This window comes from Sporomusa sp. KB1 (assembly GCF_007830295.1).
GTDB lineage: Bacteria > Bacillota > Negativicutes > Sporomusales > Sporomusaceae > Sporomusa.
The window spans coordinates 960,238-978,817 of the sequence record NZ_VLKC01000002.1; the positions used below are offsets into that span (position 1 = coordinate 960,238).

Sequence of the window (18,580 nt, forward strand, 5' to 3'; positions counted from 1 at the left end):
CGCATCCTAATGCAACCGGATATTACATTAGCTATTGGCACCTTTCTGATAGAAGTTATCCATGATGTCTTTGGGAACCATGCCGCCGCCTGTAGCCCAAAGAATATGGCTGGTATTTTTCATCTTCTGTTCGAGGCAATTGCGTTTTAAATACTCTTTGCCACCGGCAGAAGCAAATAACTGAACAGGGCCGATAAAGCCGGCGACTGCTGATGGTTCGACAAATATGCCTTCCGTATCCGCAAGATTTCTAAGGATGGGATATAGCCGTTCATCTTGAATGGTAAACACACCGCTAATATCTTTTTCCAGGGTTTTACCCACAAAGCCGGATGGACGGCCTACTGCCAGTCCGTCTGCGTCAGTAATATTATCAATACCGAACTGCTGTGCAGATACTTCATCATGTTTGCGAGTCATTAAGCCTAGTAACATGGCTGGCGAATGGGTTGGTTCTGCATAAAAACAATGTACATTGTCCCCAAAAACAGTACGCAATCCGAAAGTAATCCCGCCAGGAGCACCACCTACACCACAGGGTATATAAACAAAGAGCGGATGTTCCTGATCAACCGGTATCTTCATGTCCAATAGTTGCTTTTGAAGCCTTTTGGCTGCCACAGCATAACCCAGGAATAGAGTAGAAGAATTTTCGTCATCAACGAAATGACTTTTCGGGTCTTCTTGGGATTGCTGCCGACCAGCGGCTACAGCTTTTCCATAATCTGTATTGTGTTCAATAACGACTGCGCCTTTTTGCCGCAGTAAATCTTTTTTCCATTGCTTAGCATCTGATGACATATGCACAATAACTTTGAAACCTAAACGCGCACTCATGATACCAATGCTGAGTCCTAAATTGCCGGTTGACCCAACTACAATTGAGTAATTTGAAAATAGATTCCGAAATTTTTCTTCAGACAGAACTGAGTAATCATCGCTTAGTGACAGCATGTTGTGTTTGGTGGCGATTTCTTCAGCCACTTTCAATATTTCGTAAATTCCGCCGCGAGCCTTGACCGAACCGGAGATTGGTAGGTGGCTGTCGCACTTAAGATATAAAGTTCCCTCTATATCCTGCTTGTACATCTCTGTCAACTTTTGTTGCATTTGGGGGATAGGTACTAATTTAGATTCAATAATCCCATTTTTTTCTTGTATCTCTGGGAATACCTTTGCTAGATATGGAGCAAAACGAAGGAGCCTTTGTTCTGCAGCTTCAATATCAGTTATCCCCAGTTGCGTGTTAATAGTACGATTGTTACAGCTTTCAAGCTGTGAGTTTGCCCAAAAGACTTCTTCTGTTGCCATGATTTGTCCCAGCAAGGGACATTCTTGCTTCCATTCTTCGAGGGTTTTTCCCGCAATTTTTGTAGTCATTTTTTCCCTCCATTTTCTTTTCATTTATCAATAGTAAAATTTAAAAATTCCAAAGATTTAACCTACTCTTAATGGCGAGTTGAATCTTCGCCTCTATAGTTCATTTTTCTGCGATTAGTTCTATCTCTACTTTTGCTCCCTTAGGAATACCCGCAACTTGAATGCAGGAACGCGCAGGCTTGCTTGACTTAAAATAAGAACCATAGATATCATTTAAGCAAGTAAAGTCAGCAAGGTCAGACATAAAAATAGTTGTTTTTATAATATCTTCAAAACTGTATCCTGCTTCGTTCAAAATCGCCGAGATATTCTCCATAACCTGTTTTGCTTGTACGCCAAAATTGTCATTTATTTCACCTGTCTGTGGATTAATGCCAAGTTGCCCGGATACATACAAGCGGGAGTTGTTGACAATGCCTTGAGAATATGGCCCTATAGCGGCGGGAGCATTATCTGTCTTAATAAAGTTTCTCACAATACCGATCTCCTTGTTTTTATTTAACATTGCCTGCTATTCGATCTGTAAATTCGATTGTTTTATACTCTGTCTAGCGAAAGAAAGCCAAGAAGATGGCCAAGCTGTACCTTCTTCTTGGCTTTCAAAAAAAGTACCAAGTGCTGTATTAAATTGTCATACAATCAATTAGTCCTCAAATGCTCCTGCTGGATATAGAGGAAAATGTGCAATCAGTGCCTCAGCTTTTGCCTTACAGGCATCTAAGTTAGCCTGATCTTCCGGAGCCTTTGCAACTTGATTCATAATTGCTGCTATTTCTATAACTTCAGACTCCTTTAAACCACGTTGGGAGATAGAGGTCAAACCAATTCGAACGCCGCTTGTAATAGAGGGTTTTTCTGGATCAAATGGAATCATGTTTTTATTGACAGTGATACCAACATATTCGAGAGCATTCTGGAATAATTTTCCTGTAATACCTTTAGGTCGTAAATCAACCATGACAATGTGATTATCTGTGCCACCGCTGACAATACGAAAACCGTGTGAAGTTAATTCTTCAGCTAATTTTTTTGCATTAGCAACTACTTGTTCCATAATTGCACGAAATTCAGGGGTCGCCGCATAACGCAAAGAAAATGCTTTCGCTGCAATGGTTGCGAGGTGAATCGAACCTACCGTCCCCGGAAAAACACCTTTGTCTAAGGCCTTGGCATGTTCTGCCTTACACAATATGATACCGCTTCTTGGGCCACAAAAAGTCTTAGTTGTAGATGAAGAAACAAAGTCCGCATACGGAACTGGACTGGGAATAACACCTGCTGCTACCAAACCAGCGACATGAGCCATATCCACCATCAAATACGCGCCTACTTTTTTAGCGATTTTACTCATGCGCTCATAGTCAATCAAACGTGGATAGGAACTTGCACCTGCGATGATTAACTTAGGTTTGGTTTCTTCCGCCTTCTTTTCCAGAGCATCGTAATCGATCTGTTCAGTTTTGGGGTCTACACCATAGAATACATAGTTATAAACTTTGGAAAGAAAATTAACGGGGCTGCCATGAGTCAAATGACCGCCCTGATCAAGACGCATGCTTAAAACGATATCGCCTGGATTGAGTATTGCAGAGAACACGCCATAATTAGCAGTCGAGCCCGAATAGGTTTGCAGGTTAGCATGATCAGCACCAAATACTTTTTTGGCACGTTCAATTGCTAAGCTTTCAACACGATCAGCTTCTTGCGAGCCAGCCTGAAAACGAGCACCCGGATACCCTTCAGTGGTCTTGTTGGTAAAAATACTGCCACTTAATTCAAGCACCTCAAGGGGAGCCGTACTCTCTGAAGCAATCATCTCAATGTTATGCACCTGACGATTCAATTCAGCGGCAACAATGTCATATAATTCAGGATCAGTAACACGTGTAGTTTTTAACATAAATACACCTCTTTTTTCCTTGATGATTTGAAAAATTACTATATTCTGATTATAAATATAAACTGTAGACAAATATATTATCAAAATAGCACGATTTTTTATCGATATTGCTTATTTTCACAATTTATATTTTGAGAGGCTCTACTATGCTTTTTTCAAGACATTGCGTTTAATCAAACTTTTCTTTCCATAAAAAACAAATAAACTGCAACTAAATAGTTACAGTTTTCTTTGGCAATTTTATTTTTTATAAATCTTTATTTTGCTGAATAAACGTAGCAGGTGTCATTCCTGTATACATTTTAAAATACTTATAAAAATTATTCAAACTATCATATCCCGTACGCTCCGCTGTGTCTTTCACACTACAGCATTGTTCCATCAGCAATTTCTTTGCTTCCTTGATTCGTACTTGGTGTATATACGTAACAATGCTCAGGTCCATGTAACCTTTAAATAACCTTGCGATGTGACTAGGCGTGGTATAGAACATTTGTGCTAACTGTTCCAGAGAAATTTTTTGCGCATAGTTTAAATGGATGTACTCTAGTATTCCGTTAACTGTCGTATTTGATGTAAACTTCCAGCCAATGGCCCGATTAATCGCTTGCAGGAACTGCTTATACTCAATAGGTTTAAGTATAATATCACATGCACCGAGGCGTAAGGCCTGCTGTGCATATTGGAAAGATTCATAAGCAGTAATGATGATAAAGTGTGGCTCTGTCTCAGCCTTCATTACTTCAAAACCGTTCATAATCGGCATTTGAATATCAAGAAATATCAGTTCAGGATGCTCTTCTTTGATGAGTTTAACCGCTTGCCTTCCATCTGCCGCCGTCCCTACAATCTTGATTGGCAAACATTCTTTTTCGATGAAGTGGCAAATAATTGAAGCCACCGCCTGTTCATCATCGGCAATAATTGCTCGTATCATGTTTCTGCCTCCTCATACAGTTTGATTGGCACGCGAATAGAAACGCATGTTCCTTCTTTACAAACTGACCTAATATTCATGTTGAAATCTTCGCCATAAGCAGAGTGCAGTTTAGTATAAATCAAAGACAAGCCATGCCCAGTATTGCCCCTTATCCCTTTTGTCACTCGATTGAGCGTAACATTATCTAAAACTGTACCATTATTATATATAGAAATAACCGCACATTCTTCATATTTTTCCACCTGTATTCTAATACGCTTTTGCAAATCACAGTTACGAAATCCGTGGGTAAATGCATTTTCTACTATGGGCTGCAAGAAGTTAAATGGAACGGCAATATACCTCAATTCATCGTTTATATTGTATTCGATAGAAAGTGCTTGACCATAACGCAAACGTTGCAAGTTCAAATAGTTTTCCAGATATCCCAGTTCAGAATCAAGTGCTACAAAACGCAAGTTAGATTTCATAGTATAGCGAAACATCTTGGCAAGATCAATAATTGCGCCGTAAAGGTCATCTGAATTACTCTTCAATGCCATATTTGCCATAGAATTTAATGTATTAAACAAAAAATGATGGTTAATCTTAAGATTGGTAACAGTATCCTGTGCCACACGCAGATTCTCCGCGAGCTGTTCTTTGTGGTATACAGTTTGCGCAATTGCATTCTCCTTCTCTTGCAATTCCCGTCGTGCAGCATCAAACTCGCAAAAACTTGCAATGTTTTTCGCAACTTGCCTAAGTAGACGGCGAATCCCAATTGCAGTGCTTTGCGGTGTATCATATAAACCCTCAGGATGATCATGCTCTGAATCGGATAATAAAATATGACCTCCGCGAATTACACCAATGCACTTGTTTTTGTATATAATCGGAAAATGATAGACAGTCATACCGTGCGGACAGACAAATTGATCACATTTCAACTGTTTCGCACCTCGATAGATTTGCTGAAGCATACAAGCACAATCTGTTTGAGTTTTGTCTGGATTGCATTTCGTCATGCAAAAGTTGGGAAATACTCGGCTCTGCAACACAACTGACCAAGTTTCATCGTATATTGTGAATGGCGTATTGAGCGTTTCGATTAAATTCGTTCGTATTGCTTCTACAGCAGTGTATAAGTTGCTTGGTGTAACAATACTTTGTGTATTATATTTGTCGATGACAATCTGTGGTTCATAGTAAATGGGATTGGAAACTAACAATTCTCTGATAGGCACCGTACCCGTATTTATCGTTTCATGAGCAGTACCTGCCTCCATGTAAACGTACATTCCTTTATGAAGATGCATGATTTCATCGTTTATGGTATAAATACCTTCGCCGTCAAGTATATACAACAGTTGCTCGTCTGTATGCGTATGGCGGTATTGGTGCTTGTCTGGCAGGATTACAACGATTCCTACATTCATGGACTGCTTCGCGCTACTCTCCTCGTGCGTATACAGCCACTCAATATAACCCCACTCCGTTTTTTGAATTTTCATGCCTGCACCCCCTTTTTTAGCTTGAGCTTGTCATCATTGCCAGGATAAGAACAAGAAAAACAGATATTTACTATCCTTTACTAAGGATAACTTATATTCTTTTCAATAAGCAATACTATGATATGCCGCAACACATAATATCTAACAATAGTAGCTAGACCCATCCCTGATCCAAAACCGAGTTTGCAAATGTAATCAGGTGCGGTAGAATAACCAGACTGCATCACCAAACCTGTATCTGCAATGCCTGGTCCTGCATCTGAATGTCCGCTCGGGATAAATTGAAGCCTTCATATGGCCCTGGATTTAGTTATTTTCATTGACACGATCTATTTAATTTATATAGAATATATTATTCGCATTTGTTTTTTACATATGAAGTGTACCGGGCTGTAAAGCTCGCTGCCCGTGCGAAATGAGGAGCATTGATTATGGAAATCAGACATTTGGAGTGTTTTATGGCGGTGGCCCGCTGCGGGAATTTCACAAAAGCAGCCGAGCAAATTCATATCTCCCAACCGTCAATTAGTAAAATGATCAAAGAAATAGAAACGCAAATGAACATTGAATTGTTTTATCGTGATACCAAGCATGTGGAACTGACCGATGCCGGCATTGTCTTTTTGGAGCAAGCACAGCAAATTGTTGTGTTGTTTGATAACCTTACTACTAACATTGATGGTTTGTTAGCGGAAAAGTCGGGTAAAATCCGCATAGGTTTTCCGCCGATTACCAGTGTAACTATGTTCTCACAAGTGCTGGGGGTTTTTAAGAAAGAACATCCTAATATTGAATTTCAGTTGTTTGAGTTTGGTTCAATAACAATTGAAAAAAGTATTCAGGAGGGTGAATTGGATATCGGTATAGTATCGGCACCGGTTACCAATGAAGAATTATATGAGATGTTTTGGCTTACACGTGATTCGTTGGAAGTGGTCGTGCATCCCGAACATTCTTTGGCAGCCCGTTCAACAGTTGCTATATCCGATTTGGCGGAAGAATCCTTTGTGCTGTATAGCAAAGATTTCCGGCTGCATAACCAGATTATTGAACGTTGCCGTAGTGAAGGCTTTGACCCCAAAATCATGTTTGAAACTTCACAGTTAGAATTTATGATTCAAATCGTCGCTGCCAATGTGGGAATTGTCCTTTTGCCAACCCGCATTTGCCGTCAATTGGATAGCAGTCAGGTAGTCAGCAGGCCGTTGGCCGGAAAACCGATTCACTTGCAATTTGGAGTTATATGGAAAAAAGGCCGCTATCTTCCGCATTCCGCCCGTCAGTGGATTCAGTTTGCCCGTACTTTTTCTGGTTTTAAAGATATGGATATTGATATTATTGCAAATAAAAACTGAGGCTGCTCCTGCAGTCTCAGTTTTTATTGTTTTTACTAATTTTCACACTGATCAGAATTATACAGACTCATTCTCAATGAGAATAGGCCTATGCGTAACATATATTTCACTTGCACGAGCGATGACAGTACAATAAAACACAATACAAGAAATTGTGCGTAATTAAAGGAGGCTATCTATATGAGCACTGCAACTAAAACTGTACTGGGCCCAACAAATACTCAGGAGCAAGCTGAAACAAAGAAATATGACACTGATAACACCACTGTTGCTACGAAAAAACTTATTTCTCGTGATATTACCCGCGAAAAATGGTTCTGGGAAATTGCTGTTCCGTCTTAAGCAAACCATTTTCCATATTCTATGAAAATAGATTGTATGAAAACAGCTACAGTGCCGCCGGTATTTCTGGCAAAGGCCAAGATGCTTTTAAAAATTGTTGCCCAAATAAGTTTTTTAGTGGTAATCGCCTGGCTGGGCAATCTCATTTCCCGGAATATAGCCTGGGGAATACCGGGAAATATCCTTGGTATTGTCTTTTTGTTTATTGCCCTGGAATTACGAATTTTGCCGCTCAGCTGGGTTGAGTCCGGAGCCAGCCTATTAATTGCCGAATTAGTTCTTTTTTTTATTCCCTCAGCGGTTGCTGTTATTCAATTTGAGCCGCTACTGAAACAAAACGGGTTAGCGTTCTTTTTGGTTATTACCATTAGCACGCTAGGAGTTATGCTGGTAGTAGGGACTATAACAGAAACACTCATGCGCTATCGGGAAAAGAGGTAATCCATGTTTGCACTGATAAGTGTCTTTATAACAGTTATACTCTACAAGTTGGTGCAGCATTTTTATCACCGCTATTCATCAGTGTTTCTGCTGCCAATACTTAGTTGCCCAATTCTTCTAATTGCCGGCTTGAAGCTATTTGATATTTCCTACGATTTGTATGAGCCTGGAGCTTCTTGGTTAAGTTCTATGCTACAGCCAGCAACGGTAGCTCTGGCTGTGCCATTATATAAATACAGAAGAATCCTCCGGTTCTATTTGCCAGAATTTGTCGTTAGCATTGTTTGTGGTGCGGTTTTTGCCATGGTATCCTCACTGCTGATTTCAAAGCTATTACATTTAGATCCTCAGCTGATGGAGAGTCTTGCACCCCGCTCTATTACCACTCCGCTTGCTATTGATGTGTCCAGACAGCTTGGCGGAATTCCCTCGCTCACAGCCGCTTTTGTAATTTTCACAGGTATTACCGGCAGTATGCTGAGCCCCTTGGTTTTCCGCTGGCTGAAACATGTCAGCCCCATAACAAAAGGCTTAATTCTTGGTGTGTCCGCTCACGGAACAGGTACTGCCAAAGCACAGGAATATGGAAAAACGGAAACAGCCATTGCCAGTCTGGCAATGATATTCACAGGCATTATTACAACCCTTCTTGCCCCTGAGTTTGTACCGTTTCTATTGCAACTGATGGGTACAACCTAAAGTTTATACCTTAATCCCTAAATCAACGAGGCTTCCAATTACGCTAATTTTTTTAGCGCAATTGGGAAGAAACACGGGGAGAAGAAACACAGGGACAGGGATAATGTTTTAATTATTCAACTATCAACATAGAAACAGTGTCCCTGTCCCCGTGTTTTTTTCTAAATGCTGTACACCGTAATTCGGTGTACAGCATTTACGCTTTTTCGATTTTATATTACGCTCATTTTTCACATCTGACCTCCAGCAACGGCTACCTTATAGTAGCACAATCGAAATCATCCGATACTCTGCTTTTCTTGAACAATACCTTTCTTACTATTTTCAATTCTCAAAAAAGGACTTTGAATCGATAACAATTTTAGCCAGTCCCATTGGATCTGTAAAACGAATTTATGCCAATAAAAACCGCCGAAGCTACCCCTTTCGGTGTTACTTCGCAATAGTAAACTTCATATTAAACCTTAAACTTTCCAACAGCCTGAGCAAGCTTTTGAGCCATTTCCGCTAAGTTTTGGGTAGCACCTGTAACTTGACTTATCGACGCAGACTGCTCTTGTGAAGCTACCGAAACCGTTTCCATCTGTTCTGTGGTAGCCTGAAATATGGTACCAATCTCCTCAATATATGTTGTAATTTGATCACTATTTTCTGCAGTCTTTTCCATAGATGCAACTATTCCCAAAATATATTCTGAGAGTTCTCGAATATGCTTAGCAATATCCCTAAATGTTTGGCCTGCCGCATTTACGCTATCGATGCCATTTCCTACAGTGGCTATTTCAGAATTCATAGCTTGCACAGCTTTGTCAATGTTAACTTGATTTTCACTAATCAAAATACTAATTTGTTTAGCAGCTTGTTGAGACTGTTCGGCCAGTTTTCGTACTTCCTCGGCCACTACTGCAAATCCTTGGCCATGTTTACCAGCCCGTGCTGCTTCAATTGCAGCATTTAAAGCTAACAGGTTGGTTTGTCCAGCAATCCCCGAGATAACACTGACTATTTCACCAATACGTTGGGAACTCTTTGTAAGCTCACTTACCGTGCTTGTTACTTCTTCTGTGCTGGTACTTACATGACTCATTTGCTTAATAGCATGTTCGACTGTTTGTTGACCTGCAGACGTAGCCACTGTAGTTTTGTGCGCTACAGAGATTATGGCTTGAGACCGGCTAGCCGATTGTTGAATATCGTTGGATATATTATCTAGTGTCCGGGAAATCTCTTGTATCGTCGATCGTCGCTCCTGAATATTAGCAACCACAGCTCCAGCGGTTTTAGTTACCTGATTGGCCGCATGCATGGTTTCACTGCTGCTGGCGGTCAACTCTTGTGATGAAGCTGCTACTAATTCAGTAGACTCAGATATATCCTTTATTAAGACGCGTAAATCACCTACCATCTTGTTAAAGTTTCTAGCTACAATGCCAATCTCGTTAGAAGATTTAACGTCAACCAATTCGGTAAAATCGCCGTCCTTAATACGTTCTGTTGCACCCGCTATAGCAATAAGCGGACGGGTGAGTCTATTAGAAAACCAATATGTCACTATTGATGAAAGAAGCAACACTAAAAAACCTGCCAAAATATTTTGCTTCACTATACTATTTAGAAACGACAAAGCAGAGCTCTTTTTCTGAACCATAATTAAGCTCCATGGATCAGAAGTTCCTGGTAAAGGAACTGTACGGTAAGCGCAAACATACTCGTCACCATTAAGATCAGTATATTCACCAACCCCCACCTGACCTTCCAGAACCTTGTCAACAATACTTTTTAAATTAGAAGGAACTGTAAAGTCTACTTTCTCTACTTTATCATCGCCTTTTTCATCCTTAATAACGTTGCCCTGATTATCTTTTTGCAGCACTGTTTTCTTTTGCAGCTTATAGTTGTAAAGTTCCGAGACCTGCTGCTTATCAGGATGAGCTACAACTACACCATCGCCATCTAAAAGATAAGCATAACTACCTGGACCCGAATTATACTTTTCCACCATTTCCTGCAGTGTACTTGTTTCAATATCTGCATTCAATATGCCAATAAGGTTATTACCCATATACATACCTTGTATAGACGTAGTAACTGCTGTTTGCGACGAAGCCGAATAATACGATTTGGTTATGTATGGTTTTTTTTCTGCAATAAATTTTTTGAACCACCAACGGTCAGATCGATTACCTAAAGTACCACTAGACCTCGCAGTTTGATCACCCTTCATGTCATGGCTAACAAGTAATTGAAAAAAAGGGTATTTCTTCACTGTCGCTACTAATAGCTCCTTTTGTTTTTCAGGATTACCCTCTACTATAGCAGGGTGAACCGCTAGCTCAGTATTCAAATTGTAAGCATTTTGCAGAAATTGACTAATGTTAGCTGCCAACCCTTCTGCGACGACGGCATTAGTCTCTTTCATATGAGTTTCAAAGTTAGAAGAAACTAAGTAATAACTGATGCACATGAATACTCCAAGAGTAAGAATTACCATTGACCAGATCATTATGACGAGTTGATAACGTATAGATTTTAACATATTTCTATATCTCATCCTCTCACACTAACCCACGCCATGTCATATTAGCCAAATGTGACTATAGCGGATTAATTACTTATTTACCTGTATAGTAACGTGACTTATGGTTTGTGAAATAATCCAAATAAAAAAGCAACACCCTATAGACTATAAATAGTAAGTCAATAGGGCGCTGGCACAGAACAGACCTTACAGTTTACTATTTCTTAGACTGACACATTTCCGAGCAAGTATCTCTGTTGGATCCAGGACCGCTACGCTTTTATCAAGAATCTGGTAATCCGGGCTTTCTGACAAAAGTAACGGTAGTTCGGTACAGCCCAAAATTATTATCTCTGCCCCTTTTTGGACAAGATGTTCTACAGCCATTAGCAAATCAGTTTTACATACTCCAGCCGTATAACCAGCCTTGACCCCTTTTTCCCCATAAATAGCGTTCATAACTTTTGCTTGATACTCTTCTTCAGGTACCAGGATGCTAAATTCAGTTTTGGCCACTACCTCGTGATAGACTTTGCTCTTTATCGTACCATCGGTAGCAAGCAAACCTATTGTCTTTCTGTCATTATAGTATTTCTTGATATGCTCGACGGTCTCGTATAGCATATTAATAATCGGAATAGACAGGTAGGGTTGTATCCGTTTTACGAAAGCATGGGCCGTATTACACGGGATGGCGATAATATTAGCATCATTTGACTCCAATTTCTTACATGCTGAGTAAAGCGCAATCGTAGGGTCTGGACCATCTCCAATAAGATTTCTTGTACGATCAGGGATCTGCGGGTTATGTTCAACAACCATTTTAATATGCTCTTGATCCTTTTTGGCATCTGTATTGCGAATAATTTTATCCATAAAATCAACAGTTGCCGATGGCCCCACGCCACCAACAATACCAATTTTATAAGCCTTATCACTTGTTACGTCATTACTATCAATCGCATATTGAGCATAAACCTGATTGACATCAAAAATTGGCATTCCTCGTAACTGAAGTTCCTCAGTAACAAAAGCCAGTTCCGTAAAGCCCGGTACAATTAAATCGGCTCCCTGCTCAATAAGATCCTGGCATGCGTGGATTAGCAGTTCCAGCGAGTTACTCTGTTGATATAAACCTGATCTGATGCCAGTTTCACCATAAACCGCTTGCATTAGCTGTTTCTGGGCTTCCGGGTTCGGATACAACAATTCATAGTTTTCTGTGGCAAAATAATGCTCAAACAAGACCTGCTTCCGCACAAAATCAGAAGTAAGTATACCAAGTTTGCGCACCTTGCTGTATTTCCAGAATATATGGGTGTGCAGCGCTTCCATAATATTAATTACAGGAAGTTCGGTCTCAGAAACCAATTCATCAAAAAATGTATGACAAATAAAGCAAGGCAATATAACGGTGTTTACTTTCCTTCGTTCAAACTCCTTCAGCATATCAAATACGTATAATTTTCGGGCATTCAGGTTAGCGTTTTCATCGCCTGCTTTATCATTTTCGGCAAATGGATGTTGTTCAATGACAATCCCCACCAGATCCTTACTGTTGCGGTTAGGTATAGATTTGACTAGCTTATTATAAAAATCAGCACTAGCTAATGCTCCTAAACCACCGATAATCCCAAAACATTTTCTTTCACCTGTCATTTTAACCCCCACCCCATATGTTAGATAAATGATCGTTGTTTTGCAGAATAGTCAAGGGCAACAACCGAAAAGAGATGTGCAGCACTTGCTAGTAAGCGCTTGCTTTATCCTACAAATACTGCACACACACTTATTCAGAGATATGCTTACACATCGCTACCTTCGAGGCATTGTCTTGTCAAACTTAGTAATGTGAATTGACTATAGATCAGGCAGGTATTGATGAGTCTTTTTCCGCTTCCGGGATATCATCAACTATTCCTTTACCAGCAAACTTATGGAGCAAAAGGGCAGCAATTGTATTGCCAAATACATTGATACAAGTTCGTCCCATATCAATGAAACGGTCAACACCAGCTACTATGGCCATAGCTTCAATCGGTAATCCAATTGATGTGAGTATAACCGATAGAATTACCAAGGAAGCAGCCGTTACGTTCGCAGTCCCTTTATTAGCGATAAGGGTAGTTAATAGAATGGTCAGAATGGACGGGAGATCAAGGTTAAGTCCGTAGGCTTCCGCTAAGAAACATACAGTCAAGGATTGATAAAAAGCAGAACCATCAGTATTAAAACTGTATCCTAACGGTACAACGAAGGAAACAACTTTATTAGGAATCCCCATGCGTTGCAAAATTTGCATAAGCGAAGGAAGGGTTACTTCTGATGAGCAAGTAGTAAATGCAAGAAGAAGCGGTTCTGAGATTTGTTTGGTCGTTTCAATCGGTTTTAGTCCGATCATGTAAGTCATGATCCAGAAAGCGACCATTACAACCAACATACCAATGTAGAACACGCCGACAAGTTTTGCCATAGCGTAGAGAACACTGCCACCCTGGGTAGCAAATACCCAAGCCATAATTCCAGCAACTGCTATAGGAGAAAAAGCAATAATACCTTGAGTTAGCTTGAACATAGCTTCCATAATACTTTCCAGCAAATTAACAACAGGCTTTGCCTTTTCACCAATATTGGCCAATGAAACACCAAAGCAGATAGCGAAAAATAAAGTAGGAATAATTTTTTGATTGGCTGCTGACATAATCACATTATCGGGAATAAGATCAAGAAAAAACTGGGTCCAGTTAATGGCCTTAGCAAGATTTGCCGGAATATTGCCTGTGGCTTCTAAAGCAACCCCTGCTCCAGGATGGAATATTGCGTTTAGTGCAATACCAAGAACAATACACAAGCCGGTAGCCGTATAAAAATAGCCGAAGGACAAGAGTGCTAACCGACCAAGTTGTTTAAAATTAGACCCCATTTTATATATGCCCAGGGTAACAGACGCAAAGACTAATGGGATAACAATCATTTTTATCGCTTTAATGAAAGCTGTCCCTATAGGTTGGAGCGCTGCACCAATCGTAGGCCATACTAAGCCAATGACACAGCCGAGAACAAGTCCAATCATAATTTGTGCCCATAAGGGTATTTTGGATTTTTTGACAGATTTGCTTTTTTCAACATTTTCCATATTACCATGCATCTCCTTCTTCTCTTTTTTCTACAGAATGCAGTATTGCGAAAACTCCCCCCTTACCCGGCTACTGCCACAAGTAGATAGTATGCTGCAACTAATCACAGAATAATTCTACTATTCGAGATTAATCATAGCTGATAATTTACGGAAGGGGAAATCACTAATCGTTATGTCATAATAAAAAAGATTTATTTTATAAAAAAGAAAAAAGATTACGCTTTCCGGCAAGGATTACGCAATCTTCTTACAATTCATGATAATTTTATTCACTTTATACTTAGGAATAATTGCTATCCGCGCATAGATTCCAGATACTCTGCAATACCACTTTCAAGATTAGCCTTCTCACCAAATATGGAAAGGAGGGCTCGCATCGCCGGCGAAAGCACCTTATTTTTATGGAAAGCCAAGGAAATAACAACATGCAATTGCGGTGCATTAACAAACTCAATAAGTGTCCCATTTGCTAAAAAAGGAGCTACCAAAACATACGGCAGTACTCCAATTCCTAACCCATCAAGTACGGCGCGTAATATGGATGAAGCATCGCTATACTCCAAGCTAGGATTGACCTTCATTTCTTTCAATATCTCTTCATATTTGGACCTGTACACAGAGCCTGGACGAAAATTAATGAAAGGGTAACTGGCAATATCAATACAACCACCGCTGCCTGCCACTAATTCGCGCTGCGCCACCCATACAAGCCTTTCTTGAAATAAGGAAAACTGCATAAGTTGCTCATTAGAAATCTTGCTATTGACAATAATGAGATCAAAGGTATTATCCAAAAGAGCCTTGACAGTATCTGATAGGAATGTACGAATATCTACACTAATTATGCCTTTAATGGTCCGGCATTGAAATTCTCGTAAAACTGAAGGTAATACATAACTAGCCATATCTGTAGAAGAACCTATTTTAATTGGCTCCGCCCTGCTCGATTGAGGTTGTAAGGAAACATGCATCTCATCATAGACAGCTAATAATCTTTCTGCATATGCGACCAAGTCTTGTCCCGCACTATTTATAAGCACTCTCTTCTTGCCAACCCGGTCAAACAGCGACACACCAAAGTGCCCTTCTAACGTTCGTATCTGAGCGGTAATGGCTGGTTGAGTAAAATTAAGCTGTTCCGCGGCATGTGTAATGCTTCCTAGCTTTGCCACCAATAAAAAAGTCCTAAATAGTTGAATATCCACAGGTTGATCCCCCTAGTGAAGCTACTTATTATTTAGGATAAACTATATCTTTAAAAAATACCATAGTTTGTTTGAATGAATGTTATCACATTAACACAACATACAATAACAGCGGCACCTTGAAGCTTTGCAAGGTACCACTGCTATTGGTGTTAGTATAAATTGCTTTAATTGGCTTTAGGCATCCATTCATCGGCAAAGAGCGGATATCTTGCTGCCAAATCCGCTACTTTCTTGCGTATGTTATCTAATACACCAGCGTCATTATAATATCTCAAGGCTTGTCCTACGAGAGTTCCGACCTGGAACATTTCTTTCTCTTTCATACCACGAGTTGTCATGAACGGACTGCCAATTCGAATACCACTTGCCAAAGTAAGTGGCTGGGAATCAAATGGTATTCCATTTTTGTTACATATAATTCCGATAGAAGCCAATACTTCTTCCGCTTGTTTTCCTGTTGGAATCAAATTAGTAACGTCAACTACAACAAGATGTGTCTCAGTGCCACCAGCTACTAACCGCAGCCCCTCAGCTAAGCAGCCATTCGCTAAAGCTACAGCATTGGCAATTACCTGTTTGCCATAGCGTTTAAACTCCTTGGTCATACACTCTTTAAAAAGTACTGCACGGGCTGCGATCATATCCATTTTAGCAGCTCCTTGCAGCCCTGGAAATAACGCTCTGTCAATTTTACCAGCCAATTCTTTTTTGCATAAAATAATTCCTCCGCCACGAGGTCCCCTAAATGTTTTATGAGTTGATGAAGAAACAATGTCTGCATAGGGAACAGGCGATGGTATTGCGCCAGCAGCAACTAACCCCACATTATGAGCAAGGTCGACAAAAAATACGGCGCCTACTGATTTAGCAATCTCAGAAAATGCTGCATAATCAATTAAACGTGGATAAGAAGATGTCCCACAAATAATCATCTTCGGCTTATGCTCAATCGCTAATCTTCTTACCTCGTCCATGTCAATTTGTTCTGTTTCCCTATTAACCCCGTAATGTATGGCATTAAAAGTTTTGCCGCTGTAATGGAAGGAAGCACCGTGACTCAGATGTCCTCCATGACTTAATTCCATTGATAAGATCGTATCTCCCGGTTTTAGCACCGCATTCATTATTGCTACGTTTCCTACAGTAGCACTCATTGCTTGAACATTAGCATATTCACATTGAAAAAGTTCTTTCAGTCTTTCTATGGCCAAGTTCTCAACCCTGTCTACCAATTCGCATCCGGCAACAAAGCGTTTTCCAGGATAACCTTCCGCATTTTTGTTTGCCCAAATGCCACCTTCTAGGCAAGTGGAAAGCGGAGAGGCAAAATTTTCCGAGGCAATAATATTAATAGTTGACCGCTGCCGTTCTTCTTCTTGTTTAGCCAACATTGTCATTTCTAGATCAAATTTCCCAAGAACATTCATAATTTCTTCTCGTTCCATAAAAACACCTCATCTAGTATTTTTTTAAACTTATTCTGAATATAAAATCAATGTAAAACCAACTGTTCTGCCCTGCAGCGACAGAAAATAAAATATATCAGTTGGTTGAATAATAAGTCACTATATTCCCCGGGTGTCTATTTTGATAATAAACTAATTATATCGCAAAGGGAAATTAAGAGAATTTATGCGTATAATAAAATATCGTTATTTTACTATATACAACGCGTTAAAGATTTTTGCAGGCGGGTGGTGTGTTGGCAAAAGCGGAAGTCAAACGCTAGTTTTCTTAGCCAGCAGTTTTGAGATATTCTTTTCCGGCAATACCTGGTCTTGTCATTTCTGTTGGCGACAATATAACATCCAAATGCTCAGCTGAAATAATATCTTTGGCTAAAACGATTTCTTTTACGGGCTTACCACTCTTTTGTGCTTCTTTCGCAATCGCGGAAGCCAATTCATAGCCAATATGTGGCAATAGCGCAGTGATTGGACCAATGCTATTATCGACCAGTTCGCGGCAGCGTGCTTCATTGGCTTCAATACCTTGAATACATTTACTATTAAATATGTTAACTGCGTTGGTCATAATGGTTAGTGAGTTAAATAAGCTATAGGCTAGGACAGGTTCCATTACGTTTAACTCAAACTGTCCGGCTTCCACCGCTAAGCTGATTGCATGATCATTACCAATAACCTGAAAGGCAACCTGGTTAACCATTTCCGGAATAACTGGATTTACTTTTCCTGGCATTATCGATGATCCTGGCTGCATTGCTGGTAATGCAAGTTCATTTAGACCACATTTAGGACCGGAGGCCATCAACCGTAAATCGTTAGCAATCTTCGATAAAGATAATGCCGTGACTTTTAACACGCCTGAAAAAGCAGCCAAATCATCTGTATTTTGCGTCGCATCGACTAAATTTGATGCTGAAACAAAATTTTGACCGGTTAAATCTGAGATTTCCTGCACAACATATTGTATATATTCTATTTCAGCATTTAATCCTGTGCCAACTGCTGTGGCTCCCATATTAATGCTATGCAAGTTTCTTTGTTCATCACTGATTCGTCGAACAGCCCGTTTAAGCGCTTCAGCGTATGCTGCAAATTCCTGCCCCAGCGTTATCGGCACCGCATCCTGTAAGTGAGTGCGCCCCATTTTGATAATATCGTTAAACATTCCGGCTTTTTTTTCGAAGCTGCTAATCAGTGAATTCATTACTTCAACCAGATAAGCGGCCTTTTTAATTGTACAAATACGGATTGCCGTAGGAATAACATCATTCGTTGATTGCGCCATATTGACATGATTATTCGGCGAAATCAAATTCTGATTGCCTTTTTTATCCCCCAAAATCTCAAGCGCCCGATTGGCAATAACCTCATTGGCATTCATGTTCATTGAGGTACCGGCTCCTCCTTGAATACAGTCGACAACAAATTGTTCATGCCACTGCCCATCAATAATTTCCTGGGAAGCCTGCACGATAGCTACACCTATTTTATTTTGCATCCTCCCCGTTTTCATATTTGCTCTTGCAGCGGCAAGCTTCACAATAGCCAGCGCTTTGATAAAATCTTCGTTTAATTTATGTCCGGTAACCGCAAAATTATTTACGGCTCGAGTGGTTTGTATTCCATAATATACATCATCAGGCAATTCAATTTCTCCAAGAAAATCTCTTTCAATACGCACCTGCAACCCTCCACTTTA

The 18,580-nt window shown here is 40.1% G+C and carries 15 protein-coding genes; 4 read left to right on the plus strand and 11 right to left on the minus strand.

Annotation, left to right across the window (positions count from 1 at the left end; all coding sequences use genetic code 11):
- Window positions 1-27: 27 nt before the first annotated feature.
- The 5 genes from SALPA_RS08255 to SALPA_RS08275 all read right to left on the minus strand — a co-directional run bounded on the left by SALPA_RS08255 (window position 28) and on the right by SALPA_RS08275 (window position 5,713).
- Window positions 28-1,380 carry a D-serine ammonia-lyase gene (locus tag SALPA_RS08255; RefSeq protein ID WP_145092181.1) on the minus strand — a complete coding sequence of 451 codons (1,353 nt, stop codon included), beginning with the start codon at window positions 1,378-1,380 and terminating at the stop codon, window positions 28-30.
- Between the two features lie 100 nt (window positions 1,381-1,480).
- A complete protein-coding gene (locus SALPA_RS08260; protein WP_145092184.1) occupies window positions 1,481-1,855 on the minus strand; it encodes a RidA family protein in 375 nt (124 codons plus the stop codon).
- A 168-nt stretch (window positions 1,856-2,023) separates the two neighbouring features.
- On the minus strand, window positions 2,024-3,280 hold the full coding sequence (gene glyA / locus SALPA_RS08265; RefSeq protein WP_145092187.1) for a serine hydroxymethyltransferase: 1,257 nt from the start codon (window positions 3,278-3,280) through the stop codon (window positions 2,024-2,026).
- Between the two features lie 247 nt (window positions 3,281-3,527).
- Window positions 3,528-4,217: a response regulator gene (locus SALPA_RS08270; RefSeq protein WP_145092190.1), complete on the minus strand. Its 690-nt coding sequence runs from the start codon at window positions 4,215-4,217 to the stop codon at window positions 3,528-3,530.
- Window positions 4,214-5,713 carry a histidine kinase gene (locus tag SALPA_RS08275; RefSeq protein WP_145092193.1) on the minus strand — a complete coding sequence of 500 codons (1,500 nt, stop codon included), beginning with the start codon at window positions 5,711-5,713 and terminating at the stop codon, window positions 4,214-4,216. Before SALPA_RS08275 ends, SALPA_RS08270 begins: the two co-directional genes overlap by 4 nt.
- Before the next feature lie 431 nt (window positions 5,714-6,144).
- On the opposite strand from SALPA_RS08275, the gene SALPA_RS08285 reads away from it, so the two are divergent.
- The 4 genes from SALPA_RS08285 (at window position 6,145) to SALPA_RS08295 (ending at window position 8,550) form a co-directional block, all read left to right on the plus strand.
- Window positions 6,145-7,068, plus strand: coding sequence for a LysR family transcriptional regulator (locus tag SALPA_RS08285; protein ID WP_145092196.1), 924 nt, complete (start codon window positions 6,145-6,147; stop codon window positions 7,066-7,068).
- A 180-nt stretch (window positions 7,069-7,248) separates the two neighbouring features.
- Complete coding sequence (locus SALPA_RS28880) at window positions 7,249-7,410, plus strand: hypothetical protein (RefSeq protein WP_186450977.1); 162 nt, start codon at window positions 7,249-7,251, stop codon at window positions 7,408-7,410.
- Window positions 7,411-7,446: 36 nt separating this feature from the next.
- Window positions 7,447-7,851 carry a CidA/LrgA family protein gene (locus tag SALPA_RS08290; protein ID WP_255451027.1) on the plus strand — a complete coding sequence of 135 codons (405 nt, stop codon included), beginning with the start codon at window positions 7,447-7,449 and terminating at the stop codon, window positions 7,849-7,851.
- A gap of 3 nt (window positions 7,852-7,854) precedes the next feature.
- Window positions 7,855-8,550, plus strand: coding sequence for an LrgB family protein (locus SALPA_RS08295; protein WP_145092200.1), 696 nt, complete (start codon window positions 7,855-7,857; stop codon window positions 8,548-8,550).
- Window positions 8,551-9,007: 457 nt separating this feature from the next.
- Here the strand turns inward: SALPA_RS08295 and SALPA_RS08300 are convergent, their stop codons facing one another.
- From SALPA_RS08300 to SALPA_RS08325, 6 genes are all read right to left on the minus strand, one after another.
- On the minus strand, window positions 9,008-11,086 hold the full coding sequence (locus SALPA_RS08300; RefSeq protein ID WP_186450978.1) for a methyl-accepting chemotaxis protein: 2,079 nt from the start codon (window positions 11,084-11,086) through the stop codon (window positions 9,008-9,010).
- Between the two features lie 189 nt (window positions 11,087-11,275).
- Window positions 11,276-12,727 carry an aspartate/glutamate racemase family protein gene (locus SALPA_RS08305; RefSeq protein ID WP_145092205.1) on the minus strand — a complete coding sequence of 484 codons (1,452 nt, stop codon included), beginning with the start codon at window positions 12,725-12,727 and terminating at the stop codon, window positions 11,276-11,278.
- Between the two features lie 208 nt (window positions 12,728-12,935).
- Window positions 12,936-14,204, minus strand: a complete 1,269-nt coding sequence (locus SALPA_RS08310; protein ID WP_145092208.1) for a dicarboxylate/amino acid:cation symporter — start codon at window positions 14,202-14,204, stop codon at window positions 12,936-12,938.
- Window positions 14,205-14,500: 296 nt separating this feature from the next.
- A complete protein-coding gene (locus SALPA_RS08315; protein WP_145092211.1) occupies window positions 14,501-15,412 on the minus strand; it encodes a LysR family transcriptional regulator in 912 nt (303 codons plus the stop codon).
- Between the two features lie 167 nt (window positions 15,413-15,579).
- The gene (glyA, locus tag SALPA_RS08320; protein WP_255451030.1) at window positions 15,580-16,860 is read right to left on the minus strand and encodes a serine hydroxymethyltransferase; all 1,281 of its coding nucleotides are present in this window, start codon (window positions 16,858-16,860) and stop codon (window positions 15,580-15,582) included.
- Between the two features lie 289 nt (window positions 16,861-17,149).
- Window positions 17,150-18,562 (minus strand): aspartate ammonia-lyase, encoded by a 1,413-nt coding sequence (locus SALPA_RS08325; RefSeq protein ID WP_145092213.1) that lies wholly within the window; start codon window positions 18,560-18,562, stop codon window positions 17,150-17,152.
- Window positions 18,563-18,580: the final 18 nt, after the last annotated feature.